Raw genomic sequence first — 23,926 nt, 5'->3', positions numbered from 1 at the left:
CGATGGTGGTGGACTCGAAGGCCGAACCATCTGCCTCCGGGCTGGTAGCCGCCTGGCGTCGGCGTCGGCGTCCCTTCTCTGGGTGGATCAAGGAGGAGAACGCGAGGGTCTTCTGCGAGATCCTCGCGTCGCTCATCGGGTACGAATTCGACGATCTCGACTGGCAGGCGGTTGAGACGGGGTTACTCAGCACTGACGATGAGCAGGAAGAACGCTGGTACGGCTATCCGCTCGTCGGGGAGACAGCGAGGCTTGATTTCAGGCTGGCACAGGCGGTGGGCGGCTCGGTGATCTCGGTCGAGGTGTACGGCGCTGTGGGCGACGTGCTTCGGGGACAGGTGGAACTGGCCTGTGATGTGGCTGCGGCTTACGGCATGAGCCGTTGATCACCGCAGGGGATATCCGATACGGCGGCAAGTTCCGCTAGGCGTGACGCCAGGTGGGCTCACCAGCCACCAGAGCGGATCCAGTGTTTTGCTACTTCGAGTAGTAAACTCAGGCCATGAGCATGCCAGAGCGAGACTTCGGGCCGGGGGACGGTCCGGCTGCCAAGGTCAGTGTGTCTCTGAGAACGGGCAACATCCGCGCTGTCCGAGAGCGGGTCGGGGCCCGCGGGTTTTCCGCCTACGTTGATGCCGCTGTGGAGCGTCAGATCGAGCGGGACCTTCTGGAGGAAGCCCTGCAGGTGAACGAGGCCGCCTCCGGGCCCATCCCGCAGGACTTGCGTGACGAGGCGGCGGAGTTGTTCCGCCACGTGAAGTCCGCGCCCGAACTCCAAGAGGAGGACTCATGGCGCGCGCACGAAGCCGGTTGAGCGCGGGCACCGTCGTCCTCGATTGCGAGGGGCTGGTGAAGTGGTGCGAGGCCGACCAGCGGGTGACGGCGTTCGTCAGGGAGGCGCAGGACAACGATTTTCGGGTTGTGGTCAGCGCCATGACGCCGATCGAGGCGCAAGACGTTCGGGTCAAAGGGGATCGTCTCAGGTGGTATCTGTCCCGGTTGAAGATCGAACCGGTGACCGAGGACATCTCCTCGCGAGTGATCGAGCTTCTTCGAGATGCCCGGCTGCATGGGCACAAGTACGCCATTGACGCCGTGGTCGCGGCCACCGCGCTGCGTTCGGTGCGCCCTGCCGTCGTCCTGACGTCTGATGAGGACGATATGAGCAAGCTGTGCGGGAAAGCAGTGCAGGTGGTCGCTGTCTAGGCTGCGTGAGGGCCGCACGGATGTCGGCGGCACCGCGGTTGTCGTCGGCGTCGGCCTGTCGTAGCCAGTTCTGCAGGCGCGACCGGCTGACGCGCAGGTCTTGGCGAGCTGGACGAGTGGTTTGTCGCCTTGGCGTGCGAGCTCGACCGCGCGGCGCCGGAACTCTGGTGGGTGAGGTGCGGGCCTGGGGGACATCCTTCTGCGGCACTGGCAAGGGCGTGGCCTGGCCGGTCGGCTTGAGGCCCGGTGAGGCGTAGCGGTTTGCAGAGCGACTCGGGTACGTGACTCTTAGTAGCCGAATCCTGGTAATCGCAGGACGCTGTGCTCGCGCGGCCATAGCATCGTTGCTATGGCCTGGGGTACCGTGGAGCTCGAGCCGGAGGTTCGGGAGTGGCTGGAGAAGCTATCGGCGGAGTCGTTCGCGCGTGCGGCTTTTTACATCGACTTGTTGGCGGCGGAGGGTCCGCTCCTCGGGGACCCATACACGCGACAGCTTGATGGCAAGCTGCGCGAGCTGCGGTTCTACCTTGATGATCTGACCATGCGGATCAGCTATTGGATCGCACCGCAGCGGCGGGTCATCCTTCTGACCGTCTTCCGCAAAACGCGAATGAGGGAAGATCGAGAAGTTGACCGGGCGCGGCGGGCGCTGTACCGCTGTAGGGACGAGGCGCACTCGGTAGACGAGGAGTGGTGATGACCGAGCGGACCGATTGGGCCGATCTCCGGGATCGGCGGCTGTCCGAGCCGGGTGCGGCCGAGGCTTACGATGCGACTCGTCTTGCCTTCGAACTCGGTCGGGCAGTGCGGCGCATGAGGGAATCCCGTGGCTGGAGTCAGAGCGAGCTGGCCCGGGCTGCCGACATGACGCAGTCGGCCGTGGCTCGTTTCGAGGCTGGAGGCACCGTTCCGACGTTGCCGGTCCTCGAGCGCCTGGCCCGAGCTCTGGACGCCGATCTGGAAGTACGGATCCTTCCACGTGCTCCTGCGGCCTGAGGGTGATCCGTGACGCGAGATGAACCGTGGGTTCGCCACCTGGCTCCCGACGAACTTCGTACTTTCGAGCTGGAGCTCGGCGGAGCACTTTCCGACGAGGCCGAGCCGCATGTCGACGCCGTCGCCCATGAGGTCATCGCAGGCTGGCGGGCCACAGCCAGAATCAAGGCTGACCCTGCGCGATACGCCGAGGCGCGCCGGCCTACGAGTGGGGACTTCGGGCCGGTACAGGTTGCGCCATGAGCCCCGAACGCGTAGGCCGAATCACGGAGGCACCCGCCGAAGCGGTTGGATCAGGGCCAGTAGTCGGCTTCTGGCAGGCGTAGGTGGGTGTCGGGGCTGGTGAGGGAGCGGGTGTCGGTGGGGCGGAGGGCGGCGGCGGCGAAGCAGTAGGCCTCGGCGTGGCCCTCGTACAGGAACTCGAGCAGGATCTCCTCGGCCGAGGCGTCCGGGGAGACGTTGCCGCCGCCCGGGTGGGTGTCCCAGTCGACGACCTCGCCGTCGCGGAAGACGCAGCCCTGGTTGCCGCTCTTGGGGTTGGCGAACATGCCGTACGCGACCGTACCGGCGGAAAGGGCCTTCATGACGCCGGGGGCGTCGGCCATGTACCCGGACGCCTGGCTGACGACGCAGCCGCCGGGGACGTCGGTTACGCCGATGAGCCGCAGTGCCTCGTCGTGGAAGGGGTCTTCGAGGATCTCGTCCACCTCCGCCTCGTCGGCGGGTTCGGCGGCCAGGCGGCGTGCCGCCTCGGCGGCGGTGATGCCGCGGACGCAGGCCAGGCTGAAGCCGTCCTCGTCCTCCAGCTCCTCCAGCACGGCGATCAGGCGGTCGGCCTCGGCGACGGCGGCGGCCTCCGCCTCGGTCAGGCTCGGGTGACCCGGGGGGAAGGGGAAGAACAGGCCGGGGGTGGAGCCGGCCAGGCTGAGGCGGCCGGGCGACCAGCCGTTCATCATGGGGCGCCACGGGTCGGCTCCGGCGGCGACCAGGGCGCGCGCGTTCCCGGGCCGCTTGTTGAAGACCGCATCCCAGAGCGCGGTGCGGCCCTCGCACTCCGCGTCGACGTCGTCGACCCGGGCGGCCAGCTCGGCGATCACCTCCGGGGAGCCGCGTTCCGCCGCGGCGTGCAGGGGACGCGTGTACGGGTACGCCCCGTCGTTCGGGTCGGCGCCGGCGTCGAGCCTGGCGCGGACGAGGGCGAGGTCGTCCCAGGAGTGCCACCCCAGATCGGACCATCCGGCGGATGCGTTGGCGGTCATGACGGCTCCCTCGGGATCACGTGAGCGGATGCGAGCGGAGCAATCATGGCGGAGGGGAAGGACAATTTCGCCGGGCAGCAGGAGTCACCTGGGCTCAGAGGGCTCGGTGGTGGCGACCAGTTCGACCTCGAAGCCGTCCTCGTTCTCCAGGTAGGCGGCGTAGTGCTGCCTGCCGCCCGCGTACGGGTGGCGGTCGGCGTACATCAGGGTCCAGCCGTGGGAGGGGGCTCGTTCGACCAGCGCGTCCAGGCGGGGGCGGGGGCCGGCGTGGAAGGCGAGGTGGTTCAGGCCGGGGCGGGAGCGGTCGTGGTGGCCGGCGGTGAGTGCGGGGGACTGCTCCAGGACGATGTACGTGGCTCCCAGGCGCCAGCTCCGGCCGTCGGCCCAGCTCTGGAACGCGACGTAGCCGAGCGATTCCAGCAGCCATTGCCAGCTGGTCCGGGCCCGGCGGAGGTCGGGGACCCAGATTTCGACGTGGTGCAGCATCCCGGTGGTGTCCATGCTTGGTCACTGTCTCATCAGCCGAAAGTACGGTTCGGGGCGGGATCTTATGGCTGAGGTGGTTCGGGGCGCCGGTCGTCACCATCGGAGACATGAGGGATGCGAAGGCGGCAACGCGTGGCGGGTGGCGGGTTCCGGCCGGGCTGATCGGGCTCGGTGTCGTCCCGCTGGTCGCGGGGGGCATGCGGATGGTCGAGCTGGCCGGGGGGCCGGTGGGCATGCCGGAGAGCGCGGCTTCCGGGATGCCGGTGCCGCTGGTGTCGCACATTCTCTGCGTGACCGCGTACACCGTGCTGGGGGCGTTCCAGTTCGTCCCGAAGTTACGGGGGCGCCGGGGGAACGGCTGGCATCGGCGGGTGGGGCGGGGGCTGGTCGGGTTCGGGCTGGTCGCGGCGTTCACGGGGGTGTGGATGGCCGTCCGTCCTGAGGACGGGTGGCTGCTGGCGGGCATCAGGGTCGGGTTCGGGACGGCGATGGCCGTCTGCGTCGTGCTCGGGTTCGCCGCGATCCGGCGGCGGGAGGTCGCCCGGCATCGGGCGTGGATGATCCGGGGGTACGCCATCGGCCTGGGGGCGGGGACCCAGGCATTCACGCAGGCGCTGTGGGTTTCCGCGGTGGGGGTTCCGGGGGAGTCGGCCAAGGCGCTGCTTCTCGGTGCCGGGTGGGTGATCAATGTGGTGGTGGCTGAATGGGTGGTCCGGCGCGGCGCCCGCTAGCCAGGCCGGCCGCTCTCCGGTGGCGTGTCGGTCCATTCCACCTCGTACGTCTCGTACGCGGACACCTCGCCCGGCTGGTGGAAGCGTTCGGGCTGGGTGGCGGCGGTCAGGCGGCGCGGTCTGCCGTCGTCGCCGGGCGGGAGGGCGCGGGAGCCGCGTGGGGGTGTCGCCACGAGGTCGCGCATGGCCAGCAGGGTGCCGCCGGCGGGGTCGATGATCCACTGGCGCCGGTAGGTGCCGAGCTGCTGCGGCGCGGTCGAGGTGCCGAGGGGGATGGTCGTCTCCAGCGGCAGGGAGATCACCACGCCGGTGCGGCCCAGGGGGTCGGGGGCGCGGCCCTCGATCGTGACGCCGGGCAGGGTGGCGAGCATGCGGTACGCGGCGGCGCGGACGGCCGGTGGGGCGGGGGCCTGGGCCAGCAGGGTGCCGGCCACGTCGCTGAGCGCCCGGACGCGGGCCTCGCCGTCGAGGGCGCGAATCGGTTGCCTCTTCACCTTCGGGGCGTAGGGCTCCCAGTTGCCTTCGAGGTCGAGCAGGGCTTCCTTCAGCGACTCCGGGTCGGTGGGCAGGGCGGCCAGGTCGCGGGGCGTCATGCCGTGGACGCGCGGGTCGCTCATCCGGCGGCAGGCCGGCTCGTGGCCGGACGCCTCGAAGAACAGGGTGCCGCCGCCGGGCTCCCGTACCTTCGCGGGCGAGCCCGCCTGCTGCCATCTGCGCCGGTCGCGGGCGGTCCAGGGGCGGGCGGGCAGGTCCCGGAGCGCGGTGCAGGACGCGCCGGAACGGTCGGTCCACTGGTCGTAGCGCATCCTGGAATCGACCTTGTAGTGGTTCGCCGCGCTCGTGCCGACCGCGTAGATCTTCCCGCTGACGCGGGTGGTGTGCCAGTACGTGCCGGGCGGGTCGGCGCGGACGTTGGCCGCGGCCACCAGCAGGGCGTTCTCCGGGAGGGGCGCGGGCCGGTCGTCCCGCGGCGATTCGTCCCGCGACGATGGCAGGGCGACGGCGACCAGCGTGGCCGCGACCAGGGCGGCAGCCGCCAGCATGCTCATCACGGGCGCCCGGCGGCGGCGGCGCGGCGGGGTGGCGCGCCAGTCGGTGCGCAGGGCGAGCGTCTCCGGGCTCTCCTGCTCGGCCAGGGAGACGCGCATCCGGCGGAGCGCGTTCAGTTCATCCATCGTGGTCCTCCCTCGGGATGGCCTTGCGGAGCTTGGCCCTGGCGCGGTGGATCTTGGCCTTGACGGTGCCGAGGGGCAGGCCGAGGACCGCCGCGATCTCGGCGTACGACAGCTCGCCCCAGGCCAGCAGCAGGATGGCGTTGCGGTCCTGGGCGTTCAGCGTGGCGAGGGCCCTGGCCAGGCGGGGGGCGTGCGCGGCGGCGGCCACGCGGTCGCCGACCAGGTCGGCGATGCCGTCCTCGGCCGGGTCCACGCCCGTGCGGGCGAACGCCTTGTACATGCGGGTCTCCTGCCGGTGGTGCCTGGCGATCGCGTTGGCGGCGATGCCCCACAGCCAGGCGGCGAACTCCGCCCGCCCGTCGAACCGCTCCCGCTGCCGGAACGCCGTGGCGAACGTCTCCGCCACGACGTCGTCGGCGAGCGTGGGCCCGAGGCGGCGCTTGACGTAGGCGTGCAGGCGCGGCGCGTGGCGGCGGAACAGCTCGCCGAACGCTTCGGGGTCGTGCGAGGAGATGGCGACGATCGCCGAGTCGTCGAGCTGCTCCGCGGGTCGGCTCACCACGCCGGCCGTAGCCCCATGATGGATTCCTCTCGTGTCCGAGACGCTGACATATCCCTCTATCCCGATGGCCGCTCCCCGGTTGCGTCCTGCCGTTAGGGTGCGGAAGTGATTTCCTACCGCAGCGTCAACGCCGACGACCTCGACCGGGTGACCGCCTGGACGGTGACCGAGCCCGTCGGGTGGATCGACGCCGACCGCTATCTCGCGGAGCTGGCCGAGGGCATGTACCGGCCGGAATGGACGTGGATCGCCGAGGACGGCGACCGGGTCGTGGGCCGGGCGCTGTGGTGGGGGCGCGGTGACAGCACGCATCCGATCGCGCTCGACTGCCTCGACGTCGACCCCGCCGCCGGTGATCGCGCCGCCGTGGCCGCCGCGCTGGTCCGGGCCGCGCTGGCCGGGTTCGGGGAGCCGGTGCAGTACGCGATCAAGGTGGCCGGCGGCCGGCGCGACGACCCCGCCGTGGCGTGGCGGCGGGCGGCGGCGCACGCCGCGGGCCTCACCAGGGAGGTCGAACGGCTGCAGTTCGAGTGGACGCCCGCCGACGGCGTGCCCGCGACGGCAGGCACGCTGCGGTTCGCCGAGGCGTCCGACGAGGAGTTCCTGGCCGTGTTCGCGCGGATCGCCGAGGGCAGCCTGGACGCGCACACCCGGGCGAGCGTGGCGGCCAACGGCGTCGAGGCGACGGCCCGCGAGGAGATGGGCTTCTACCTGGACGCGCCGGGCGAGCGTGCGTGGTGGCGGGTCGCGTACACACCGGAAGGCGAGGTCGCGGGCCTGGCCATCCCGTCGGCGACGCCGTACAACCGGAACGTCGGCTACCTCGGCGTGGTCCCCGAGCTGCGGGGGCGCGGCTACGTGGACGAGGTGCTGGCCGAGATCACCCGCTTCCACGCGGCGAACGGGGAGCCGCGCGTCACGGCCACCACCGACGTGGGCAACGCCCCGATGGCCGCCGCGTTCCGGCGCGCCGGATACCGCAATACGGAGATCCGCATCAACCTGTCCAACGACCTGCCGGTCAGCACACCTTAGGCAGCGAGCACACCTTGGCCGCCATGCGGGAGGCCGACGCGCGCAGCTTCTTGACCGCGCCCTTCCGCGAGTGGCCGAGGGTGTCCAGGTCGCCGGTGTAGAGGATCAGCGCCCGGCCCTTGCGCGCCGCGATGCCCGACAGCAGGGGCGCCCACTCCTTGTTCAGCTTGTCGTACATCATCAGCCGGACCAGCGCCGCCTCGTCGCCCACCCGCGTGCGCGCCACCTCCCAGCGCGTCTTCCCGTCGCCGGACCACGAGTACGGCTTGCCGTCCGGCTTCGTGCGGCAGCGGCGGGTGTCGGCGAGCAGGCCGCGCATGGCGCTCCTGGCGGCGGCCTCGCTCCGGTGGATCACGAGCTGCTCGGCGGAGTGCGAGGGCGCGCTGGTGTCGTGCGTGATCGTACGCACCGCCGCCCGGCCCGCCGCCGGGACGCGCTTGCGGCCGCACGGGTTCAGGGTGAGGGGCGCGGTCCTCCTGTCGCTGATCTTCCACCACACCTCCGACTTCTCCATCTCGGACAGCGGGGTACGGGCTTCCTTCTCGGTCAACAGGAAGTTCTCGGGCACCTGGACAGGCGACAGGGCCAGCGTGGCGGCGAGCAACGTGATCAACATGCCAGGTTGGATGCCCCGAATGCCGCACTTGTTCGCCGTCAGCCCGGGAGGATGCGGACCTGGGCGGTGGGGAGGGGTTTGGTCCACCAGTGGGCGTAGCGGCGGTAGGTGGCCGGGTCGCGGGCCGCCAGCAAGGTCGTCAGGGCGGCGGCCTCGGTGGCGAGGGCCTGCCAGGTCTCCTCGTCCAGCGGGTGGAAGGCCGTTGCCTCGATGCCGCCGTCGACCGGGCGCCAGACGCCGGCGACGTGGCCGTCCACCAGGAGGGTGGGCAGGACGTCGCCGTTGCGGCGGGTGACCAGGGGGCGGTAGGTGGGCGGGATGACGCGGCTGCGGTCGGCGTAGGCGAGCAGGATGCTGTCCCACATGGGGAGCAGGCGCGGCGGGGCGGGGGTGTCGGCGGCGGGCAGGGAGGCGCCGGCCAGGTCGTACAGCGTGACACCGCCGGGGCCGTCGAGCTCGACGACCTGGCCGGTGAGTGACTGGAGGACGCGGCGGACGGCCGGGCGGCCGAGCAGGGTGAACTGGGCGAGGTCGGGCGCCGTGGCGGGGCCGAACGCCTCCAGGTAGCGCAGGGCCAGGTGGCGGAGGGAGTCGCCCTCCGCAGCCGGGGGCGTGGTCGAGGCGACGAAGGCGCGGCCGGCGAACGACCAGGGGCCGCCGGTGGGGGCGTGGCGCAGGGGCGCGAACGTGCGCAGCGCCCACCACATGCGGCGGCCGTAATCGCCGAGACGGGACTCCAGGAGGGCTTCGATCTCGGCGGCGGTGCGCGGGGCGGCGGTGAAGGCGGCCAGGTGGGGAAGCAGGGCGTCGGCGTCGTCGGCGGTCAGGCCGGTCGAGGTGAAGCGGCGGTCGTACAGCCGGACGGCACGCAGGCTGGCCCGCATCGCGCCGTGGAAGGCCGGGTAGTCGGCGGCGTGCACGGCGTGCAGGGTGATGCGCATCAGCGTCGCCTTGACGACGGTCCCGGTGGCGAAGGCGGCGTCGAGGTCGGCCGGGTCGAAGCCGGCCAGCCGGTTCCACAGGGCCAGGTAGGGCGAGGCCGCTTCCTGGGCCTGCAGGGCGGCGATGCGGCGGATGCCGTCGCTGACGCCGAGCGGGGCGCGGCGCAGGAGCAGTTGCCGGTCGAGGGTGGCCCGGTTGAGCTGCCGGGCGGTGAGCGGCATGCCGGTGAACCTGTCCTTTCATGAGATGTCGGGAAAGGGTACCGGCCGCTCGCGCTGTCCGAGGCTGTCAGGCCGTGCGGGGGAGCGCCCGGCTGTTGTGCAGGATGCGGAAGCGCCCGTCGGCGCCGGGGTCCAGGAAGGCGACGCCGCGATGCAGGCCGCCGTCCGGCTCGGTCTCGACGAAGTGCGTGTCGTCGAGCGCCACCAGCGTGGTGACCGGGTTGGTGACCACGGCCTCGGCGATGGCGCCGTGCGGGACGATCGTCATGGTGAGCGACGGGCCGCCCTCGTGGCTGATGCGGATCGTGGCCAGGCCCATGTCGTACGCGCCCACGTACCGGCCGGGGTCGAAGGAGACCGGGACGGCGGGCGGCGTCACGGCGGCGGGCGGGCGGACGCCGGTGAGCTCGGCCAGCAGCGGGAGCAGCAGCTCGTCGTGGAGGGCGGCGGGCGCGCCGCCGTTGGTCAGCAGCACCACGGCGGTGCCGGTGTCGGGGACCATGCGCAGGAACGCCGTCTGGCCGATGGTGGCGCCGTGGTGGCCGATCACCGCGCGGCCGTCCCACGCGTACAGCTCCATGCCGAGCCCGTACGAGGCCGGGAACCCCGACAGCGGCGGCGGGGACGACTGGTGGGTGCGGATCGCCTCGGCGGAGGCCGTGGAGAGCAGGCGGGAGCCGTCGCGGGCGAGGCCGAGCGTGAGGTGCAGGCGCGCGAACTCCAGCAGGTCGGCGGCGGACATGCAGAGCCCGCCTGCCGGGTCGAGCGCCCGGGGGAGCGACCACACGGGCGCGGGCTGGACCGTGCCGCCTGCCTCGACGTGCCCGACGGCGGCCCGGTGGAGGAGCGCCTGTTCGGGCAGGGTGACCGTGGCCGGCAGGCCGAGGGGCGCGATGAGCCGCCGGTGCACGGCCTGGCTCCAGCTCTGGCCGGTCAGCACCTCGATCAGGCGGCCGAGGACGACGAACCCGGCGTTGTTGTACGAGAACAGGGTGCCGGGGCGGACGATCTGGGCGGCGCGGGAGAGGTTGGCGACGAGGCGGGTGATGGCGTCGTCGCCGCGGCCGTAGTCGTCGAGGTCCTCGCCGGAGAAGCCGGCGGTGTGGGCCAGCAGGTGGCGCGCGGTGATGGCGGCGGCGGCGTCCTCGTCGGGCAGCGTGAAGCCGGGCAGCCGGTCGCGGATCGGCCGGTCGAGGCCGAGCAGGCCGTCGTCCACGAGTTGCATGACCAGCGTGGCCGTCCACGTCTTGGTGATCGAGCCGACCTGGAACAGGGAGTCGGTGGTGGCCGGGACGCCGGTGCGCAGGTTGAGGGTGCCGGTGGCGGCTTCGGTGACGGCGTCGTCGTGCAGGACGGCGATCACGGCTCCGGGGACGCGGTGGCGTTCGGCGAGCGTGGTGAGGCGTTCTTGCAGATCGGGCATGGCGGGGGTCCTTCCGGGAGCGATTGACTTCATTTTTGAGACTATAGCCAGAAATGAAATCAATGACCACGGCCGCGCTACGATTCCGGGGTCGGGAGATCGGGAGGACGTCAGTGAGCGATGTAGGTGTGCTGCACCCCGTACGGGTCCGGGTGGTGCAGATCCTGGCGCTCGGCCCCCGCACCGGCACGCAGCTCCGCCAGGCGCTGCCCGAGGTGCCCTACAGCAGCCTCTACCGGCACATCCGGTGGCTCACCGACGCGGGCGTCGTCCACGTCACCGGCGAACGCAAGGTGCGCGGCGCGGTCGAGCACACCTACGAGCTGGACGAGAGCGCGGTCCAGGGCGCGCTGCCCGATCCGGGGGAGCTGACCCCGGCCGACCATGACCGGGCGGTGACCGCGTTCGTGACTGGGCTGATGGCGCAGGCGCACGCCTACCTGGGCAATCCGCCCGACGATCCGGTCGCCGACGGGCTCACGTACACGCTGGTGCACCTGTGGGCCGACCCCGGCGACGTGGCGCGCATCCACGCGGGGCTGCGCGAGCTGATCGGCCCGCTGCTGGAGAAGGAGCCGGCCGAGGGGCGGCGGCAGATCACGCTCGGCGTCGTGACGATCCCGCAGCCGCGCCCCTGATCAGCGGCCGAACATCAGCGCGACGACGAGGGCCGGCATCGCGCCTCATATGGGGCCGGTGATCCGCTCCGTCGTGGTCGTGTCAGTCCTCGTCGGCGGGGAGGGCGAACAGGCGGACGTGGATGGGCCGGGCGCCGGGCGGGGCGTCCTCGGGCCGGTGGTTGTACTTCAGCAGCAGCGCGATGTAGGCGTCGAAGAACTCGGCGAACTCCTCCTTGGTCATGCGTCCCATGCCGCGCGACGCCTTGGCCCAGTCGGGGTCGCGGTAGTAGGCGGCAGGGAAGCGCTCCAGCAGCTCGCGGTCCTCCTCCAGGCCCATGCGCTGGAACTCCGCCAGCACCGGCCGGTCCTCGGGCGCGAGCTGGTCGGCCGTCGGCAGGCGCAGGTCGCGGGGGCTGTCGGACTTGCGCCACCAGCGCTCCCTGCCGGCGGAGCGCTCGGGGATCTCCTCGATGAGGCCGTGCTTCTCCAGTTGGCGCAGGTGGTAGCTGGTGGTGCCGGTCTTGGCGCCGAGCAGCTCGCCGAGGGTGGTGGAGGTGGCGGGGCCGTGGATGCCGAGGTGGCGCAGCATCAGCCGGCGCATGGGATGCGCGAGGGCCTTGAGTCTCTCCGGGTCGAGCAGGGAAGGCTCTTCGGGCTCCTCATCCTTCATGACGATCAGTCTAGTCCTTGCGAGTGAGATTTGCCGATAACTCTCTGCCGAGAAGTCTCTGCAGATTATATTCGGCGATATGAGACGACTTTTCGCCGCATTGGCGGTCGTGCTGGCGCTGGTCGCCACACCCGCGGCGGCCCTCGCCGACGAGCCGGAGCCGGCCGTCCCGTCCGACCTGGCCGCCACGGAGGTGAGCTTCCGCGGCAGCGGCGGGCTCACCCTGCACGGCACCGTCCTGTCCCCCCGCACCCCCGGCGAGCGCCCCGGGATGGTCCTCGTGCACGGAGCCGGTACGGGCACGCCCAGGACCAAGCTGATGGGCGAGGCCGTCGAGTTCGCCCGCCGCGGCATGTCCGTGCTGATCTACGACAAGCGCTCCGAGGGCTACTCGCTCTTCGAGCGCTCCTACGAGCAACTGGCCGAGGACGCGCTCGGCGCCGTCGCCGCCCTCGGCGAGCAGGACGGGGTCGGCAAGGTCGGCATCTGGGGCCTGAGCGAGGGCGGCTGGGTCGCCCCGATCGCGGCGTCGCGGTCGCCGGAGATCGCGTTCGTGGTCCTCGTCGGCGCGAACTCCCTGCAGCCGCTGCGCCAGCAGACCTGGGCCGTGGCCGCCGGGCTGCGCAAGGCCGGGGTGTCCGGGTCGCTGGTGGACCGGGCCGAGCACAACCTGTATCGGGCCATCGCCGACGGCGGCCTGTTCCCCGAGCCGTACCACGACGCGGAGGCGGTCCTCGCGGCAGTGCGCCAGCCGGTGCTGTCGATCTGGGGGACGAACGACCTGCTGACGCCGCCGCAGGAGAGCCCGCCCGTGATGGCCGCCGCCCTGGAGAAGGGCGGCAACCGGCAGTACGCGTTCCGCTTCGTCGCCGACGCCGACCACGCCGCGCACCGGACCCCCGACGGCGGTGTGACACGGCTGCCCGAGCTCGCCCCCGGCTACGCCGACGCGGTCGGCGCCTGGGTCGAGCAGGCCGTCGCCGGCAAGGCGCCTACGGCCGACGTGTCCGGCCCTGAGCCGCAGCAGGCGTCGCGCACCCGGCCCGTCGAGCCGCCTGCCTGGTGGGAGTCGGCCCCGGTGCAGACGGCCGCGCTGGTGCTGTTCGTCGTGGCGTTCCTCGCCTACCCGGTGGTCGCGCTGGTCAGGCGGCTGCGCGGGGCGTCGCGGGCCCCCGCCAGCCGGGCCGCGCGCCTGGTCAGCGCGGGCGGGCTGGTGGCGGTGCTGGGCGGGTTCGGCTACCTGTTCAGCGTGGTCATGAGCGGCGGGAAGCTCGCCTCACCCGGTCCCCTGCTGGCGGGGCGGCCGGTGATCTGGCTGGCGCTCCAGGTGCTGGCGGTGGCGGTCGTCGTGGCCACCGTGCTCGCCGCGCTCGCCTGGCGGCGGACGCCGGCCGGAGGGGAGAAGGCCCGGCTCGGCGTGCTGCTGGCCGGCGGCCTGGTCTTCGTCCCGTGGGCCTTCTACTGGGGGCTGCTGGTCCCCTGACCCGTGACTCATCTGAGCGTTGATCGTTGGACCATACGTGGACGCCTTCCTCCAGCGACCGACGCCTGCTGAGGCTCCGGCCCGGTACGAGCGCCCGGGTGATGTCGTCGAGCACCGCTATGGCCCGGGCGGCGTACGGCTGGTGAGGGCGTCCTTTCGTACCCACCACTTCCGTCCCCACGCGCACAGCGAGTACGCTGTCGCCGCCATCGAGCGCGGGGTGGAGGCCGTCCGCTACCGGGGCGCCACGGAGTACGCGGCCACGGGCGGACTGCTTCTCCTCGACGCCGACACCCTTCACGCCGGCCGCCCCGGCATCACCGAGGGCTGGGACTACCGGGTCTTCTACCTCCCGCCGGCCGTGCTGGAGGACCTCGCCGGGCACCGGCCCACCTTTCCCGACCCGACTCCGCACGACCCACGGCTGGCCGCCCGCCTGATCCGGCTGCACCGCCGTCACGACCAGGACGCCCTCGCCGCGCAGGAGGAGTTCGCCGCGGTGTGCACCGAGATCCTCGCCCGCTACACGCGTCGCGCGATCCCCTCCGCGCCGCCGCTGCTCGTCCGCGAGGTGCGGCGGCACCTGGCCGCCGACCTCCGGCGGACGCCGTCCCTCGACGAGTTGGCCGCCGTCGCGGGCCTGCCCCGCTTCCAACTGCTGCGCGCCTTCCGCCGCGAAACCGGCGTGACCCCGCACGGCTATCTGCTGCAGCTTCGCCTGCAATGCGCCCAGCAGCTCCTGGCCGCCGGACACACCGTCGCCCGCGCCGCCGCCGACAGCGGCTTCTACGACCAGGCTCACCTGCACCGGCACTTCCGCCGTACGTTCGCGGCCACGCCGGGCCGGTTCGCGCGCAACGGCGTACAAGACCGGCATGGCCCGCCGGCCTAGCGTGTCCGGCGTGGACGCATACACCGACCCCGAATTCTCCCGCAGCGCCCTGATCACCATCGACCTGCAACGCGACTTCGTGGCCGACGTCGACGGCACCGCCGAGGTGCTGCCCGCGGTGCGGCGGCTGACGGACGTCTTTCGCGAGGCGGGGCGGCCGATCGTGCACATCGTCCGCCTGTACCTGCCTGACGGCAGCAACGCCGACCTGTCCCGGCGTACCCTGCGTGGCAGGGCCAACCCGCACTCGCCGGGCTCCCAGCTCGCCGACGGCCTCGTGACCGCGGGCGAACTCGATCCGGACCGGCTCCTCGCCGGACATGCGCAGGAGGTCGGCCCGGACGAGCACATCCTGTACAAGCCCCGCTGGAGCGCCTTCTTCCGCACCAGACTGCTGGAACACCTCGCCGAACGCGCGGTGACCACGGTGGTCGTCGCCGGCTGCAACTACCCGAACTGCCCGCGATCCACGCTCGTCGACGCGACCGAACGCGACCTGCGGGCCGTCGGCGTGCGCGACGCGATCTCCGGATGGACCGCCGACGCCGACCGCGAGCTGGCTGGCATGGGCATCGTCAGTCTCAACACGAGCGAGGTCGTCGCCGCCGTACGGCCCGCCCGGCCGAGCCCTTCGCATGGGACGGTGGCCACGTAGGCGACGGCGGTGCAGGAAGTGTCGGCGGCGTTTGCTACACAGGAGCACATGGGTGTGACCGTCGACGAATTCCTCACCATGCTGGACAGCCTGCCGGAGGTGCGCACGAGCGACGGCGGGAGCTGGGTCGCGCTCAAGGTGCGTGGCAAGGGCTTCAGCTACCTGTGGGAGGAGACCGAGACCGTCGGGCTCAAGTCCACCATCGAGGAGCAGCTCGCGCTCGTGGCCGAGCGGCCCGAGGTGTTCGAGATCCAGTTCACCGCCGGGCGCTTCGGGTGGGTCGTCGTCCACCTCGACAGGATCGAGATGGACGAGCTGTTCGAGCTGACCGCCGAGGCGTGGTGCCTGACCGCGCCCAAGCACCTCGTCACCGCTTTCGAGGAGGCCCATAAAATCGGTCAGTAATGGGACAGATAGGGCTGAGAGAGTGGCGTGAGGACGACGCTCCGGCGGTGCTGCGTGCCTTCCGGTCGCCGGACATGGCCACTCAGGCGTCCTGGCCGGTCGTCACGCTCCAGGACGCGGTCGGCTGGATCGCCTCCTGGACCGGCGTGGGCCACGCGTTCGCCGTCACGCTCGGCGGGCGGGTCGTCGGCAACGTGGCGGTGACGGGGATCGACAGGCACGACAACGGCTGGGTGTCCTACTGGACGGTGCCCGAGGTGCGGGGGCGCGGCGTCGCCTCGGCGGCCACCGCCGAGCTGGCCCGATGGGCGTTCGGGGAGCGCGGGCTGTTCCGGCTGGAGCTGGGGCACCGCACCGACAACCCGGCGTCGTGCCGGGTGGCCACCAAGGCGGGCTTCCGCCCGGAGGGCGTCGAGCGTGGCAAGCTCCACTACGACGGGATCCGCTATGACGTCGAACGCCACGCCCGCCTCGCCACCGACTGACCCCGCCTACCGGGCACGCCCGCTCCCGGCCGCGCCCCTTCCCCGCCGCGCCCCTTCCCGGCCGCGCCGCCTTCCGGTGCGGGCGCCTCGCTTACGACTGGGGGTGCCTCCCTCCGCCGACCGGCTGGCGCCTTCCGGATGCGGCGGCCTCCACCGACCGGCGGGCGCCTTCGGATGCGCCCGCCCCGTGCCGGGGCGGCGGGACGGAGGGACACGGGGCCAGGGGATGCGGGGAGGCTGGGGGATCTGGGGAGGCTGGGGGATTCGGGGGTTCTGGGCGTCCCAGGGGATCGGAGCTGAGGTGCTCCGGGGCTTGGGGATCCGGGGCGCTGAGGGGGCCGCCGGGGGCCGGGGGTAGTTGGCGGGATCTGTGGGATCCCTGGGATTCGGCGGGGTAAATGGGATCGCCTGGTTATTTGGGGGCGGGGTGATCTACGCTTTTGTGGTGGACAGCGACAGTCTGGCCGCGGCCGCGCTCCTGGCGGGCCTGAGCCGGGCCTCGGGAATCCTCGCCGAGTTACATCACCCGTTCGTGCGCAGCGCGCCGTTCGCCGCCTTCCTCCCGCCCGCCGGGGCCCGTACCGGCGTCATGTTCACCCTGCCCGACGGCCGCGAGGTCACCGTCGCGGTCTCCATCGTCGCATCGGGCGGCGGCGTGCTGCAGGTCGACGGCGCGGTCACTCTCGACGGTGAGCCGCTGCTCGATCTGCCCCGCCGGACCGCCGTGGAGCTGGGCGACGCCCTGGCGGTTCTGGACGAGTACGCGGCGGACGTGGCGCAGCCCACAGGCCGGCTGCTGGACCAGCTACTGGACGAAATTGTCTAGTTGTCAGACAATGTCCGTATGAGGAACGGACCGCTCGCCGTCGTGGCCGCCGCCGTGCTGTGGGGCACGGCCGGCACCGCGGGCATGCTCGTCTCGGACGACTCCGTCGCGCTGGCCGCCGCCCGGCTCGTCATCGGCGGCGCGGCGCTGGCCCTGCTCGCCCGGGCCGGGCTGCGGCAGGCGGTGCGACCCGGTCTGCTGCTGGCCGCCGTGGCCGTCGCCGCGTACCAGCTCTGCTTCTACGCCGCCGTCGCCCGCACCGGCGTGGCCATCGGCACGGTGGTGGCGATCGGCAGCGGGCCGGTGTTCACCGGGCTGCTGTCCTGGCTGATGCACCGGCAGCGGCCGAGCGCCCGGTGGGTGGCGGCGACGGCGGCGGCGGTGGCCGGGTGTGCCGCGCTGATCGCGGGCGGCGGCGCGCAGGCCGGTGGCCAGGTGGTGTCCGGTGTGCTGTTCGCGCTGCTGGGCGGCCTGCTCTACGCCTTCTACGCGGTCAGCGCGGCCCGTGCCATCAGCGGCGGCAGCTCGTCGAACGCGGTGATGGGCGTGCTGTTCGGCGGCGCGGCGGTCATCATGCTGCCGGTCCTGATCTGGCGGGGCTCCGGCCTGCTCGGGCCGGGCTCCTCCTGGCCGGTCGAGCCGATCGTCCTGCTCGCCGTCCTCTACCTGGGCCTGGGCACCACCGCGCTGTCCTACTTCCTGTACGGGCGCGGGCTGCGGACCACTCCGGTGGCCACGGCCGCCACGCTGGCGCTGGCCGAGCCGGCTGTCGCGGCGCTGCTGGGCCTGGTGGTGCTCGGTGAGCGGCTGGCCCCGGTCTCGATCGGCGGGCTGGTGCTGCTGGGGGTCAGCCTGGTGGCCGTGGCGCTGCCCGAGAGGCCGGCCCGGGTGGACGTACGGGAGAAAACGCCCGCCGGGGCGCGTTAGAGTCGCACGCGTGACGCCGCCCACCCAGCCGCCGACCCCGCCTGACCATCCGGATCAGCCGGCTCAGCCGGCCCAGCCGGCCCAACCGGTTCAGTCGGCTCAGCCGGTCCGGCCGACCCAGTCGCCGATCCGGCCGGTGTCCACTGTCGGCGCGTTGGCTGACGCGCTGCGCCGCCGGGTGCTCTCCGGCGAGATCGAGCCGGGCACGCCGCTGCCCGAGCAGGAGATCGCCGCGGCCTACGGCGTGGCCAGGCCGACGGTGCGCGAAGCGCTGGCCGTGCTGGTGCACGAGGGGCTGCTCAGGCGCGAGCGCAACCGCAGCGCGCATGTCGCCGAGGTGACGCTTTCGGACCTGGACGACCTGATGTTCGTGCGCAGGCCGCTGGAGGACCTGATGGCCACGGCCGTGGCCGGGCGGCGGGTGCCGGAGGCGGACGCGGCGCTGGCGCGGATGGCGGCGCTGCCCGCCGACGCGCCCTGGTCGGATTCGGTCGCCGAGCACATGGCGCTGCACGAGGCCCTGATCGAGGCGGTCGGCAGCCCCCGGCTGGAGCGGCTCTACGGGGCGCTGGCGGCCGAGACGCGGCTCGGGCTGGTGCGGCTGCGGCAGGTCTACGAGGAGCGTGACGTGCTCGTGCGCGAGCATCGCGAACTGCTCGACGCCATTGCCGAAGGGCCCGCTGAAGCGGCCAGGGCGGCGGTGGCGGCGCATCTCAGCCATTCGTGGGGTCACTCCCAAAGCAGCGCGAACCCTTGCGGGACTGCCCCGTAACTCGCAAGAATCGCGGCCATGCACGGCGAACCAGTGCCGGACTCCTATGTGTATGTCACGGAGGAGGGCGTCACCCGTCACTACGCGGACGGGAGCGTCGAGGCCCTCGCATGGGAGGACGTCGTGGAGGTCCGTGTGGCCACCGAGCCGGAGGCCGACGTCCTCTACATCCTGCTCGATCGGGAGGGCGAAGGGTGCGTGGTGCCGCGTTCGGCAACCGACGCCACTTTTCTGGCGCGCCTCCGCTATCTTCCTGATTTCGACCTCGACAGGTTGACCACGGCGTCGGATTCGGCGCATGACGGCGTTGTGGTCGTGTGGCGGAGCCCCGATCCGCCGTCCGCATTGCCCGATCTTGAGTATGACTAGCCTGTCACCTGCCGAAATACCGGCATAAACCTCGCATTTTCCCGAACTTCGCCGCATCACTGGTGGACCGTTCCGTCAAGTCCTGAGCGGGATCGCCGGCCGTCCGATTGTGGCCAAAAGTCGATATTCCCCATTACAAGTTGGATCTTTACTCTTTAGTGGGGGCCGCCGCCCTTGATTGTGCATGGGGTGATGTCAACCCATGAGGTTCAAGGAACGTCACGTTAACGCGGTGCACATGAGTTCTGGGTGGTGCTATGAGGGTGGGGACTGAGGGGTCCGCTGTCGTGCTCCTCGAGGCCGTGCCACGCCATGCGTCCAGCATCTGGACACGGGCGTACCTACGGCTTCTGTTATCCGGGGACACGATCTGCGCATTACTGGCATGCGTCTGCGTGCTGAGCGTCCGGCTGCTCTACGGGGCCTATATTCCGCCGGAGGAGTTCCTGCTGGGATTCGCCCTGGTGGCGGCCTGGCCGGTGGCGCTCAGGGTCGGCGGCGCGTATCGCCAGCGCGCGAACGGCGAGGGAACGGACGAGTTCAAGGCGGTGTTCAACGGCGGGGTGGGACTGATGGCCGCCGTCGCCATCGGCGCATATGCCACGCAGACCGCGATCGCGCGGAGCTTCGTGATGGCGATGCTGCCGCTGGCGCTGCTTTCCACGCTTTACTTCAGATATCGGATGCGCAAGCGCCTGCATCGCCGCCGGGCGGTCGGCGACTACATGCGCCAGGTCATCGCCGTCGGGCATCGGGAGTCGATTCTCGACCTGGTGATGCAGTTCCGCCGTCAGCCGTATCACGGGATGCGGGTCGTGGGGGCCTGCCTGCCGCAGGACCGGATGGACGCCGACCTGGACGGGATCCCGGTCCTCGGCGACTTCGCCGAGGTGGCGGACGTGGTGGCGCACACCCGGGCGGACGCGGTCGCCGTGCTGGCCTGCCCGGAGCTCGACGGGTCGGCGCTGCGCCGGCTCGCCTGGAGCCTGGAGGCCACGCGCACCGACCTGTTCGTGGCGCCCGCGCTCATGGACGTGGCGGGGCCGCGCATCAGCATCAGGCCGGTCGCCGGGATGCCGCTGCTTCACGTGGAACATCCCGAGTTCGACGGCGGTCGGCAGTTCGTCAAGAGCGTGTTCGACCGGGTGGTGGCGGGGGCCGCGGTGCTGCTGCTCGCGCTGCCGCTGCTGGCGATCGCGCTGCTCATCCGGATGACCAGCCAGGGCCCGGCGCTGTTCCACCAGACAAGAGTGGGCAGGCGGGGCAAGGAATTCCAGGTCGTGAAATTTCGCACGATGGTGGTGGACGCGGAGCGCCTGAAAGGCTCCTTGATCAACTCGAACGAGTTCGACGGGGTGCTGTTCAAGATTCGGAACGATCCAAGGATCACCCGCGTGGGAGCGTTCCTGCGCCGCTACTCGCTCGACGAGCTCCCGCAGCTCCTCAACGTGGTCCGCGGCGAGATGTCGCTCGTCGGCCCGCGCCCGCCGCTGCCGGAGGAGGTCGCCCAGTACGGCACCGACGTGCGCCGCCGCCTGGTCGTCAAGCCGGGCATGACCGGCCTCTGGCAGGTCAGCGGGCGCTCCGACCTGTCCTGGGAGGAGTCGGTCCGGCTCGACCTGCGGTACGTGGAGAACTGGTCGCTCATCCTGGACCTGCAGATTCTCTGGAAGACCTGGTCCGTCGTCACCCGTGGAGAAGGGGCCTACTGACCGTGAAAGCACTCGTGCTCGCCGGAGGGTCGGGCACACGGCTCCGGCCCATCACCCACACCTCGGCCAAGCAGCTCGTGCCCGTCGCCAACAAACCCGTGCTGTTCTACGGGCTGGAGGCCATCGCGGCGGCCGGCATCCGCGAGCTCGGCCTGGTCGTGGGCGACACCCAGGCGGAGATCGAGGCGGCGGTCGGCGACGGCTCCGCGTTCGGGCTGGAGGTCACGTACCTGCGCCAGGAGGCGCCGCTCGGGCTGGCCCACGGCGTGCTGATCGCCCGGGACTTCCTCGGCGACGACGACTTCGTCATGTACCTGGGCGACAACTTCATCGTGGGCGGCATCACCGGCCTGGTGGACCGCTTTGCCCGGGAGCGGCCCGCCGCGCAGATCATGCTCACCCGGGTGGGCGATCCCCGCCAGTTCGGGGTGGCCGAGCTCGACGACCGGGGCCGGGTCGTCGGCCTGGAGGAGAAGCCGGCCCGCCCGAAGAGCGATCTGGCGCTGGTCGGCGTCTACCTGTTCAGCCCGGCGGTGCACGAGGCGGTGGCCGAGCTGAAGCCGTCGGGCCGGGGCGAGCTGGAGATCACCGACGCCATCCAGTGGCTGCTCGAAGCCGGTCTGCCCGTCGAGTCGTCGGTGATCACCGGCTACTGGAAGGACACCGGCAACGTCACCGACATGCTGGAGGTCAACCGGCTGGTGCTCGAATCGCTCGAGGCCGGGGTGCTCGGCTCGGTCGACGACGCCAGCGAGCTGGTCGGCCGGGTCCTGGTCGAGCCGGGCGCGGTCGTCGAACGCTCGCGCCTGGTCGGCCCGGTGATCGTCGGGTCCGGCGCGGTCGTCCGTGACAGCTACGTCGGCCCGTTCACCTCGATCGGGGCCGGGTGCGCGGTCACCCGCAGCGAGATCGAGTACTCGATCGTGCTGCCCAGGGCGTCGATCGAGGGGGTGGGCCGGATCGAGTCGTCGCTCATCGGCCACGACGTCGAGGTCACCCCAGCTCCCAACACGCCCAGAGCCCACCGTCTCGTGCTGGGCGATCACAGCAAGGTACAGATCAGTTCATGAAGAGAATCCTGGTGACGGGCGGCGCGGGCTTCATCGGCTCGCACTTCGTCCACGGGCTGTCCGGCGCGGACGTGACCGTGCTGGACAAGCTCACCTACGCGGGCAACCGGGCCAACCTCGAAGGCGCGCCGCACACGTTCGTGCACGGCGACATCTGCGACGGCGCGCTGCTGGCCGAGGTGGTGCCGGGTCACGACCTGGTGGTGAACTTCGCCGCCGAGTCGCACGTCGACCGCTCGATCGCGGGCGCCGGCGAGTTCGTCCGCACCAACGTGCTGGGCACCCAGACGCTGCTGCAGGCGTGCCTGGACGCGGGCGTGCCCAAGGTGGTGCAGGTGTCGACGGACGAGGTGTACGGGTCCATCGACATCGGCTCCTGGGACGAGTCCGCCCCGCTCCAGCCGAGGTCGCCGTACGCGGCGGCGAAGGCGGGCGGCGACCTCATCGCCCGCTCGTACGCGGTCACGTACGGGCTGGACGTGTCGATCACCCGGTGCGGCAACAACTACGGGCCGCGGCAGTACCCGGAGAAGGTGATCCCGCTGTTCGTCACGAACCTGCTGCGCGGCCGGAAGGTCCCGCTGTACGGCGACGGCGGCAACGTGCGCGACTGGATCCACGTCGAGGACCACTGCGCGGGCATCCGCCTGGTCGCCGAGGTGGGCAAGCCGGGCGAGGTCTACCACATCGCGGGCACCGCCGAGCTGACCAACAAGGAGCTGACCGGCCGCCTGCTGGACGCGACCGGGCACAGCTGGGCCATGGTCACGCCCGTCGAGGACCGCAAGGGCCACGACCGCCGCTACTCGCTGGACGACCGCAAGCTGCGGGCGCTCGGCTACGCGCCGCGCATCCCGTTCGACCAGGGGCTGCGCGAGACCGTGCGGTGGTACGCCGACAACCGTGACTGGTGGGACGGGTTATGAGGTGGCTGATCACGGGCGGCGGCGGGATGCTGGCCGCCGACGTGCTCGACAGGATCGGGCTGACCGGTGAGCCGGTGCTCGCGCTCGGCCGGTCGGAGCTGGACCTGCGGGACGCCAGGGCGGTGCGCGACTTCGTCTCCGCCTACCGGCCCAGGGTGGTGGTCAACTGCGCCGCCTGGACCGCCGTGGACGAGGCGGAGACGCGCGAGGCCGAGGCGCTGGCGGTCAACGGTCACGCGGTGCGCACGCTGGCCGAGGCGTGCGAGCGCGTGGCGGCGCGGCTGGTGCACCTGTCGACCGACTACGTCTTCGACGGCGCCGGAGTGCTCCCGTACGCGGAGGACGCGCCGACGGCGCCGCTCAACGCCTACGGGCGCACCAAGCTCGCGGGCGAGCGGGCGGCGCTGGAGCACGGTCACTACGTGGTGCGGACGGCGTGGCTGTACGGCGCCACGGGGCGCAACTTCGTCCGCACGATGATCGAGCTGGCCGGGAGCCGCCCGTTCGTGGACGTGGTCGCCGACCAGCGCGGCCAGCCCACCTGGTCGGCCGACCTGGCCGACTTCCTGGTCCGGCTGGCCCAGTCGGACCTGCCGCCGGGCGTCTACCACGGCACCAGCTCGGGCGAGACGACCTGGCACGGCCTGGCCACGGAGGTCTTCACGCTGCTCGGCGCCGACCCGGCCCGGGTGCGCCCGGTGCCGGCGGCGGCCTTCCCGCGCCCGGCGCCCCGGCCCGCCTACAGCGTGCTGGCCGGCACCCGGTGCGAGCTGATGCGCCCCTGGCGCGAGGCGTTGCACGCCGCCTGGCCGGTGCTGGCGGGGAAGGCGGGCCGTCAGTGCGTCGTCGCGTAGAACCGCCGGCACGCCTCGAAGTCGGGCAGGAGGCCGGCGGTCATCGCCTCCTTGAGCGTGGGCGCCGCCGCGTCCTTGTCCGACAGCAGCGGCTCCGGCCCCCACGGGATCGCCAGGTCCGCGTCGAGCGGGTGCACGCCGTGCTCGCGGCCCGGGTTGTAGGGCTGGGAGCACAGGTAGACGACCGTGGCCTGCTCGCTCGTCGCCTGGAACGCGTGGCCCAGCCCTTCGGCGACGAGCACCGCCCGGCGCTCCTGGTCGTCCAGCGTCACGGCCTCCCACCGGCCGAACGACGGCGAGCCCGTACGCAGGTCGACGACCACGTCCATGACGCTGCCCTGCACGCACATGACGTACTTGGCCTGGCCGGGCGGCACGTCGGCGAAGTGCACGCCGCGCAGCACCCCCCGGGCGGAGACCGAGCAGTTCACCTGGGCCACGTCGAACGGGCGTGGCAGGTCGGCGGCCCGGTACGCCTCCAGGAATGCGCCACGCGGGTCGGTGTGGACGCGAGGCGTGTGGCACCAGGCGCCGTCGATGCCGAGGGGATCCATGACGCGCACAGTAACGAGTGCGGCAGTCCGAGCGAAATATCCCACGGCCTTGGA

30 protein-coding genes are annotated in these 23,926 nt (G+C 71.9%); 21 read left to right on the top strand and 9 right to left on the bottom strand.

Features of this window, described 5'->3' with window-relative positions; genetic code table 11:
- Window positions 1-2: 2 nt before the first annotated feature.
- From AB0J53_RS01680 to AB0J53_RS01660, 5 genes are all read left to right on the top strand, one after another.
- Window positions 3-386 (top strand): hypothetical protein, encoded by a 384-nt coding sequence (locus AB0J53_RS01680; protein WP_364167859.1) that lies wholly within the window; start codon window positions 3-5, stop codon window positions 384-386.
- Between the two features lie 116 nt (window positions 387-502).
- Entirely contained in the window at window positions 503-814 is a 312-nt protein-coding gene (locus AB0J53_RS01675; protein ID WP_219504514.1) for a hypothetical protein, read from the top strand.
- On the top strand, window positions 790-1,206 hold the full coding sequence (locus AB0J53_RS01670; protein WP_364167857.1) for a PIN domain-containing protein: 417 nt from the start codon (window positions 790-792) through the stop codon (window positions 1,204-1,206). The genes AB0J53_RS01675 and AB0J53_RS01670 overlap by 25 nt, the downstream gene beginning before the upstream one ends.
- 349 nt (window positions 1,207-1,555) lie before the next feature.
- A complete protein-coding gene (locus AB0J53_RS01665) occupies window positions 1,556-1,903 on the top strand; it encodes a type II toxin-antitoxin system RelE/ParE family toxin (protein ID WP_219504517.1) in 348 nt (115 codons plus the stop codon).
- The gene (locus tag AB0J53_RS01660; protein WP_219504518.1) at window positions 1,903-2,202 is read left to right on the top strand and encodes a helix-turn-helix transcriptional regulator; all 300 of its coding nucleotides are present in this window, start codon (window positions 1,903-1,905) and stop codon (window positions 2,200-2,202) included. The genes AB0J53_RS01665 and AB0J53_RS01660 overlap by 1 nt, the downstream gene beginning before the upstream one ends.
- Before the next feature lie 293 nt (window positions 2,203-2,495).
- On the opposite strand, the gene AB0J53_RS01655 is transcribed toward AB0J53_RS01660, so the two are convergent.
- Together AB0J53_RS01655 and AB0J53_RS01650 are read right to left on the bottom strand one after the other, a co-directional pair.
- The gene (locus tag AB0J53_RS01655; RefSeq protein ID WP_364167855.1) at window positions 2,496-3,461 is read right to left on the bottom strand and encodes a DUF6461 domain-containing protein; all 966 of its coding nucleotides are present in this window, start codon (window positions 3,459-3,461) and stop codon (window positions 2,496-2,498) included.
- 84 nt (window positions 3,462-3,545) lie between these two features.
- Window positions 3,546-3,962, bottom strand: a complete 417-nt coding sequence (locus tag AB0J53_RS01650; RefSeq protein ID WP_364167853.1) for a VOC family protein — start codon at window positions 3,960-3,962, stop codon at window positions 3,546-3,548.
- Window positions 3,963-4,054: 92 nt separating this feature from the next.
- On the opposite strand from AB0J53_RS01650, the gene AB0J53_RS01645 reads away from it, so the two are divergent.
- The gene (locus AB0J53_RS01645) at window positions 4,055-4,678 is read left to right on the top strand and encodes a DUF2306 domain-containing protein (RefSeq protein WP_364167851.1); all 624 of its coding nucleotides are present in this window, start codon (window positions 4,055-4,057) and stop codon (window positions 4,676-4,678) included.
- Here AB0J53_RS01645 and AB0J53_RS01640 read toward each other — a convergent pair.
- Together AB0J53_RS01640 and AB0J53_RS01635 are read right to left on the bottom strand one after the other, a co-directional pair.
- Window positions 4,675-5,853: a CU044_5270 family protein gene (locus AB0J53_RS01640; RefSeq protein WP_364167849.1), complete on the bottom strand. Its 1,179-nt coding sequence runs from the start codon at window positions 5,851-5,853 to the stop codon at window positions 4,675-4,677. The two genes, AB0J53_RS01645 and AB0J53_RS01640, sit on opposite strands and share 4 nt — an antisense overlap.
- Window positions 5,846-6,412 carry an RNA polymerase sigma factor gene (locus tag AB0J53_RS01635; protein ID WP_219504523.1) on the bottom strand — a complete coding sequence of 189 codons (567 nt, stop codon included), beginning with the start codon at window positions 6,410-6,412 and terminating at the stop codon, window positions 5,846-5,848. Before AB0J53_RS01635 ends, AB0J53_RS01640 begins: the two co-directional genes overlap by 8 nt.
- A gap of 108 nt (window positions 6,413-6,520) precedes the next feature.
- On the opposite strand from AB0J53_RS01635, the gene AB0J53_RS01630 reads away from it, so the two are divergent.
- The gene (locus tag AB0J53_RS01630) at window positions 6,521-7,450 is read left to right on the top strand and encodes a GNAT family N-acetyltransferase (RefSeq protein WP_364167847.1); all 930 of its coding nucleotides are present in this window, start codon (window positions 6,521-6,523) and stop codon (window positions 7,448-7,450) included.
- Here AB0J53_RS01630 and AB0J53_RS01625 read toward each other — a convergent pair.
- The 3 genes from AB0J53_RS01625 to AB0J53_RS01615 form a co-directional block, all read right to left on the bottom strand.
- On the bottom strand, window positions 7,437-8,066 hold the full coding sequence (locus tag AB0J53_RS01625) for a hypothetical protein (protein ID WP_364167845.1): 630 nt from the start codon (window positions 8,064-8,066) through the stop codon (window positions 7,437-7,439). The genes AB0J53_RS01630 and AB0J53_RS01625 overlap by 14 nt on opposite strands.
- A gap of 38 nt (window positions 8,067-8,104) precedes the next feature.
- The gene (locus AB0J53_RS01620) at window positions 8,105-9,229 is read right to left on the bottom strand and encodes a winged helix DNA-binding domain-containing protein (RefSeq protein ID WP_364167843.1); all 1,125 of its coding nucleotides are present in this window, start codon (window positions 9,227-9,229) and stop codon (window positions 8,105-8,107) included.
- 67 nt (window positions 9,230-9,296) lie between these two features.
- The gene (locus tag AB0J53_RS01615; RefSeq protein WP_364167841.1) at window positions 9,297-10,652 is read right to left on the bottom strand and encodes a serine hydrolase domain-containing protein; all 1,356 of its coding nucleotides are present in this window, start codon (window positions 10,650-10,652) and stop codon (window positions 9,297-9,299) included.
- A 113-nt stretch (window positions 10,653-10,765) separates the two neighbouring features.
- Here AB0J53_RS01615 and AB0J53_RS01610 point away from each other — a divergent pair, with 113 nt between their 5' ends.
- Window positions 10,766-11,290: a helix-turn-helix domain-containing protein gene (locus AB0J53_RS01610; protein ID WP_364167839.1), complete on the top strand. Its 525-nt coding sequence runs from the start codon at window positions 10,766-10,768 to the stop codon at window positions 11,288-11,290.
- 82 nt (window positions 11,291-11,372) lie between these two features.
- On the opposite strand, the gene AB0J53_RS01605 is transcribed toward AB0J53_RS01610, so the two are convergent.
- The gene (locus AB0J53_RS01605) at window positions 11,373-11,942 is read right to left on the bottom strand and encodes a helix-turn-helix domain-containing protein (protein ID WP_219504544.1); all 570 of its coding nucleotides are present in this window, start codon (window positions 11,940-11,942) and stop codon (window positions 11,373-11,375) included.
- Window positions 11,943-12,021: 79 nt separating this feature from the next.
- On the opposite strand from AB0J53_RS01605, the gene AB0J53_RS01600 reads away from it, so the two are divergent.
- From AB0J53_RS01600 to rfbD, 13 genes are all read left to right on the top strand, one after another.
- Window positions 12,022-13,425: a prolyl oligopeptidase family serine peptidase gene (locus AB0J53_RS01600; protein WP_364167837.1), complete on the top strand. Its 1,404-nt coding sequence runs from the start codon at window positions 12,022-12,024 to the stop codon at window positions 13,423-13,425.
- Window positions 13,426-13,444: 19 nt separating this feature from the next.
- Window positions 13,445-14,317, top strand: a complete 873-nt coding sequence (locus AB0J53_RS01595) for an AraC family transcriptional regulator (protein ID WP_364167836.1) — start codon at window positions 13,445-13,447, stop codon at window positions 14,315-14,317.
- A 10-nt stretch (window positions 14,318-14,327) separates the two neighbouring features.
- On the top strand, window positions 14,328-14,972 hold the full coding sequence (locus tag AB0J53_RS01590; RefSeq protein ID WP_364167834.1) for an isochorismatase family cysteine hydrolase: 645 nt from the start codon (window positions 14,328-14,330) through the stop codon (window positions 14,970-14,972).
- 48 nt (window positions 14,973-15,020) lie between these two features.
- Window positions 15,021-15,377 (top strand): MmcQ/YjbR family DNA-binding protein, encoded by a 357-nt coding sequence (locus AB0J53_RS01585; RefSeq protein WP_364167832.1) that lies wholly within the window; start codon window positions 15,021-15,023, stop codon window positions 15,375-15,377.
- On the top strand, window positions 15,377-15,862 hold the full coding sequence (locus AB0J53_RS01580) for a GNAT family protein (RefSeq protein ID WP_219504551.1): 486 nt from the start codon (window positions 15,377-15,379) through the stop codon (window positions 15,860-15,862). Before AB0J53_RS01585 ends, AB0J53_RS01580 begins: the two co-directional genes overlap by 1 nt.
- A 445-nt stretch (window positions 15,863-16,307) precedes the next feature.
- On the top strand, window positions 16,308-16,688 hold the full coding sequence (locus tag AB0J53_RS01575; protein WP_364167830.1) for a hypothetical protein: 381 nt from the start codon (window positions 16,308-16,310) through the stop codon (window positions 16,686-16,688).
- Window positions 16,689-16,706: 18 nt separating this feature from the next.
- Window positions 16,707-17,615: an EamA family transporter gene (locus tag AB0J53_RS01570; RefSeq protein WP_364167828.1), complete on the top strand. Its 909-nt coding sequence runs from the start codon at window positions 16,707-16,709 to the stop codon at window positions 17,613-17,615.
- Between the two features lie 154 nt (window positions 17,616-17,769).
- On the top strand, window positions 17,770-18,387 hold the full coding sequence (locus AB0J53_RS01565) for a GntR family transcriptional regulator (RefSeq protein ID WP_364167826.1): 618 nt from the start codon (window positions 17,770-17,772) through the stop codon (window positions 18,385-18,387).
- A gap of 18 nt (window positions 18,388-18,405) precedes the next feature.
- Window positions 18,406-18,756: a hypothetical protein gene (locus tag AB0J53_RS01560; protein WP_219504557.1), complete on the top strand. Its 351-nt coding sequence runs from the start codon at window positions 18,406-18,408 to the stop codon at window positions 18,754-18,756.
- Between the two features lie 257 nt (window positions 18,757-19,013).
- A complete protein-coding gene (locus AB0J53_RS01555) occupies window positions 19,014-20,468 on the top strand; it encodes a sugar transferase (RefSeq protein ID WP_219504559.1) in 1,455 nt (484 codons plus the stop codon).
- A 2-nt stretch (window positions 20,469-20,470) separates the two neighbouring features.
- Window positions 20,471-21,538 carry a glucose-1-phosphate thymidylyltransferase gene (locus AB0J53_RS01550; RefSeq protein WP_219504560.1) on the top strand — a complete coding sequence of 356 codons (1,068 nt, stop codon included), beginning with the start codon at window positions 20,471-20,473 and terminating at the stop codon, window positions 21,536-21,538.
- Window positions 21,535-22,464, top strand: a complete 930-nt coding sequence (gene rfbB, locus AB0J53_RS01545; RefSeq protein WP_219504564.1) for a dTDP-glucose 4,6-dehydratase — start codon at window positions 21,535-21,537, stop codon at window positions 22,462-22,464. Before AB0J53_RS01550 ends, rfbB begins: the two co-directional genes overlap by 4 nt.
- Window positions 22,461-23,318 (top strand): dTDP-4-dehydrorhamnose reductase, encoded by an 858-nt coding sequence (gene rfbD / locus AB0J53_RS01540; RefSeq protein ID WP_364167823.1) that lies wholly within the window; start codon window positions 22,461-22,463, stop codon window positions 23,316-23,318. Before rfbB ends, rfbD begins: the two co-directional genes overlap by 4 nt.
- On the opposite strand, the gene rfbC is transcribed toward rfbD, so the two are convergent.
- Window positions 23,300-23,872 carry a dTDP-4-dehydrorhamnose 3,5-epimerase gene (gene rfbC / locus AB0J53_RS01535; protein ID WP_364167821.1) on the bottom strand — a complete coding sequence of 191 codons (573 nt, stop codon included), beginning with the start codon at window positions 23,870-23,872 and terminating at the stop codon, window positions 23,300-23,302. The two genes, rfbD and rfbC, sit on opposite strands and share 19 nt — an antisense overlap.
- Window positions 23,873-23,926 lie beyond the last annotated feature (54 nt).

The sequence above is a fragment of the Nonomuraea sp. NPDC049725 genome (assembly GCF_040674795.1).
GTDB lineage: Bacteria > Actinomycetota > Actinomycetes > Streptosporangiales > Streptosporangiaceae > Nonomuraea > Nonomuraea ceibae.
This window is presented reverse-complemented; position numbering and strand designations above follow the sequence as displayed.

Excerpts from the sequence above, each read along its gene's own strand:
- AB0J53_RS01680 (WP_364167859.1), top strand. The coding sequence starts at position 3 with ATGGTGGTGGACTCGAAGGCCGAACCATCTGCCTCCGGGCTGGTAGCC.
- AB0J53_RS01675 (WP_219504514.1), top strand. The coding sequence starts at position 503 with ATGAGCATGCCAGAGCGAGACTTCGGGCCGGGGGACGGTCCGGCTGCC.
- AB0J53_RS01670 (WP_364167857.1), top strand. The coding sequence starts at position 790 with ATGGCGCGCGCACGAAGCCGGTTGAGCGCGGGCACCGTCGTCCTCGAT.
- AB0J53_RS01665 (WP_219504517.1), top strand. The coding sequence starts at position 1,556 with ATGGCCTGGGGTACCGTGGAGCTCGAGCCGGAGGTTCGGGAGTGGCTG.
- AB0J53_RS01660 (WP_219504518.1), top strand. The coding sequence starts at position 1,903 with ATGACCGAGCGGACCGATTGGGCCGATCTCCGGGATCGGCGGCTGTCC.
- AB0J53_RS01655 (WP_364167855.1), bottom strand. The coding sequence starts at position 3,461 with ATGACCGCCAACGCATCCGCCGGATGGTCCGATCTGGGGTGGCACTCC.
- AB0J53_RS01650 (WP_364167853.1), bottom strand. The coding sequence starts at position 3,962 with ATGGACACCACCGGGATGCTGCACCACGTCGAAATCTGGGTCCCCGAC.
- AB0J53_RS01645 (WP_364167851.1), top strand. The coding sequence starts at position 4,055 with ATGAGGGATGCGAAGGCGGCAACGCGTGGCGGGTGGCGGGTTCCGGCC.
- AB0J53_RS01640 (WP_364167849.1), bottom strand. The coding sequence starts at position 5,853 with ATGGATGAACTGAACGCGCTCCGCCGGATGCGCGTCTCCCTGGCCGAG.
- AB0J53_RS01625 (WP_364167845.1), bottom strand. The coding sequence starts at position 8,066 with ATGTTGATCACGTTGCTCGCCGCCACGCTGGCCCTGTCGCCTGTCCAG.
- AB0J53_RS01620 (WP_364167843.1), bottom strand. The coding sequence starts at position 9,229 with ATGCCGCTCACCGCCCGGCAGCTCAACCGGGCCACCCTCGACCGGCAA.
- AB0J53_RS01615 (WP_364167841.1), bottom strand. The coding sequence starts at position 10,652 with ATGCCCGATCTGCAAGAACGCCTCACCACGCTCGCCGAACGCCACCGC.
- AB0J53_RS01605 (WP_219504544.1), bottom strand. The coding sequence starts at position 11,942 with ATGAAGGATGAGGAGCCCGAAGAGCCTTCCCTGCTCGACCCGGAGAGA.
- AB0J53_RS01600 (WP_364167837.1), top strand. The coding sequence starts at position 12,022 with ATGAGACGACTTTTCGCCGCATTGGCGGTCGTGCTGGCGCTGGTCGCC.
- AB0J53_RS01585 (WP_364167832.1), top strand. The coding sequence starts at position 15,021 with ATGGGTGTGACCGTCGACGAATTCCTCACCATGCTGGACAGCCTGCCG.
- AB0J53_RS01580 (WP_219504551.1), top strand. The coding sequence starts at position 15,377 with ATGGGACAGATAGGGCTGAGAGAGTGGCGTGAGGACGACGCTCCGGCG.
- AB0J53_RS01570 (WP_364167828.1), top strand. The coding sequence starts at position 16,707 with ATGAGGAACGGACCGCTCGCCGTCGTGGCCGCCGCCGTGCTGTGGGGC.
- AB0J53_RS01560 (WP_219504557.1), top strand. The coding sequence starts at position 18,406 with ATGCACGGCGAACCAGTGCCGGACTCCTATGTGTATGTCACGGAGGAG.
- AB0J53_RS01555 (WP_219504559.1), top strand. The coding sequence starts at position 19,014 with ATGAGGGTGGGGACTGAGGGGTCCGCTGTCGTGCTCCTCGAGGCCGTG.
- rfbB (WP_219504564.1), top strand. The coding sequence starts at position 21,535 with ATGAAGAGAATCCTGGTGACGGGCGGCGCGGGCTTCATCGGCTCGCAC.
- rfbD (WP_364167823.1), top strand. The coding sequence starts at position 22,461 with ATGAGGTGGCTGATCACGGGCGGCGGCGGGATGCTGGCCGCCGACGTG.
- rfbC (WP_364167821.1), bottom strand. The coding sequence starts at position 23,872 with ATGGATCCCCTCGGCATCGACGGCGCCTGGTGCCACACGCCTCGCGTC.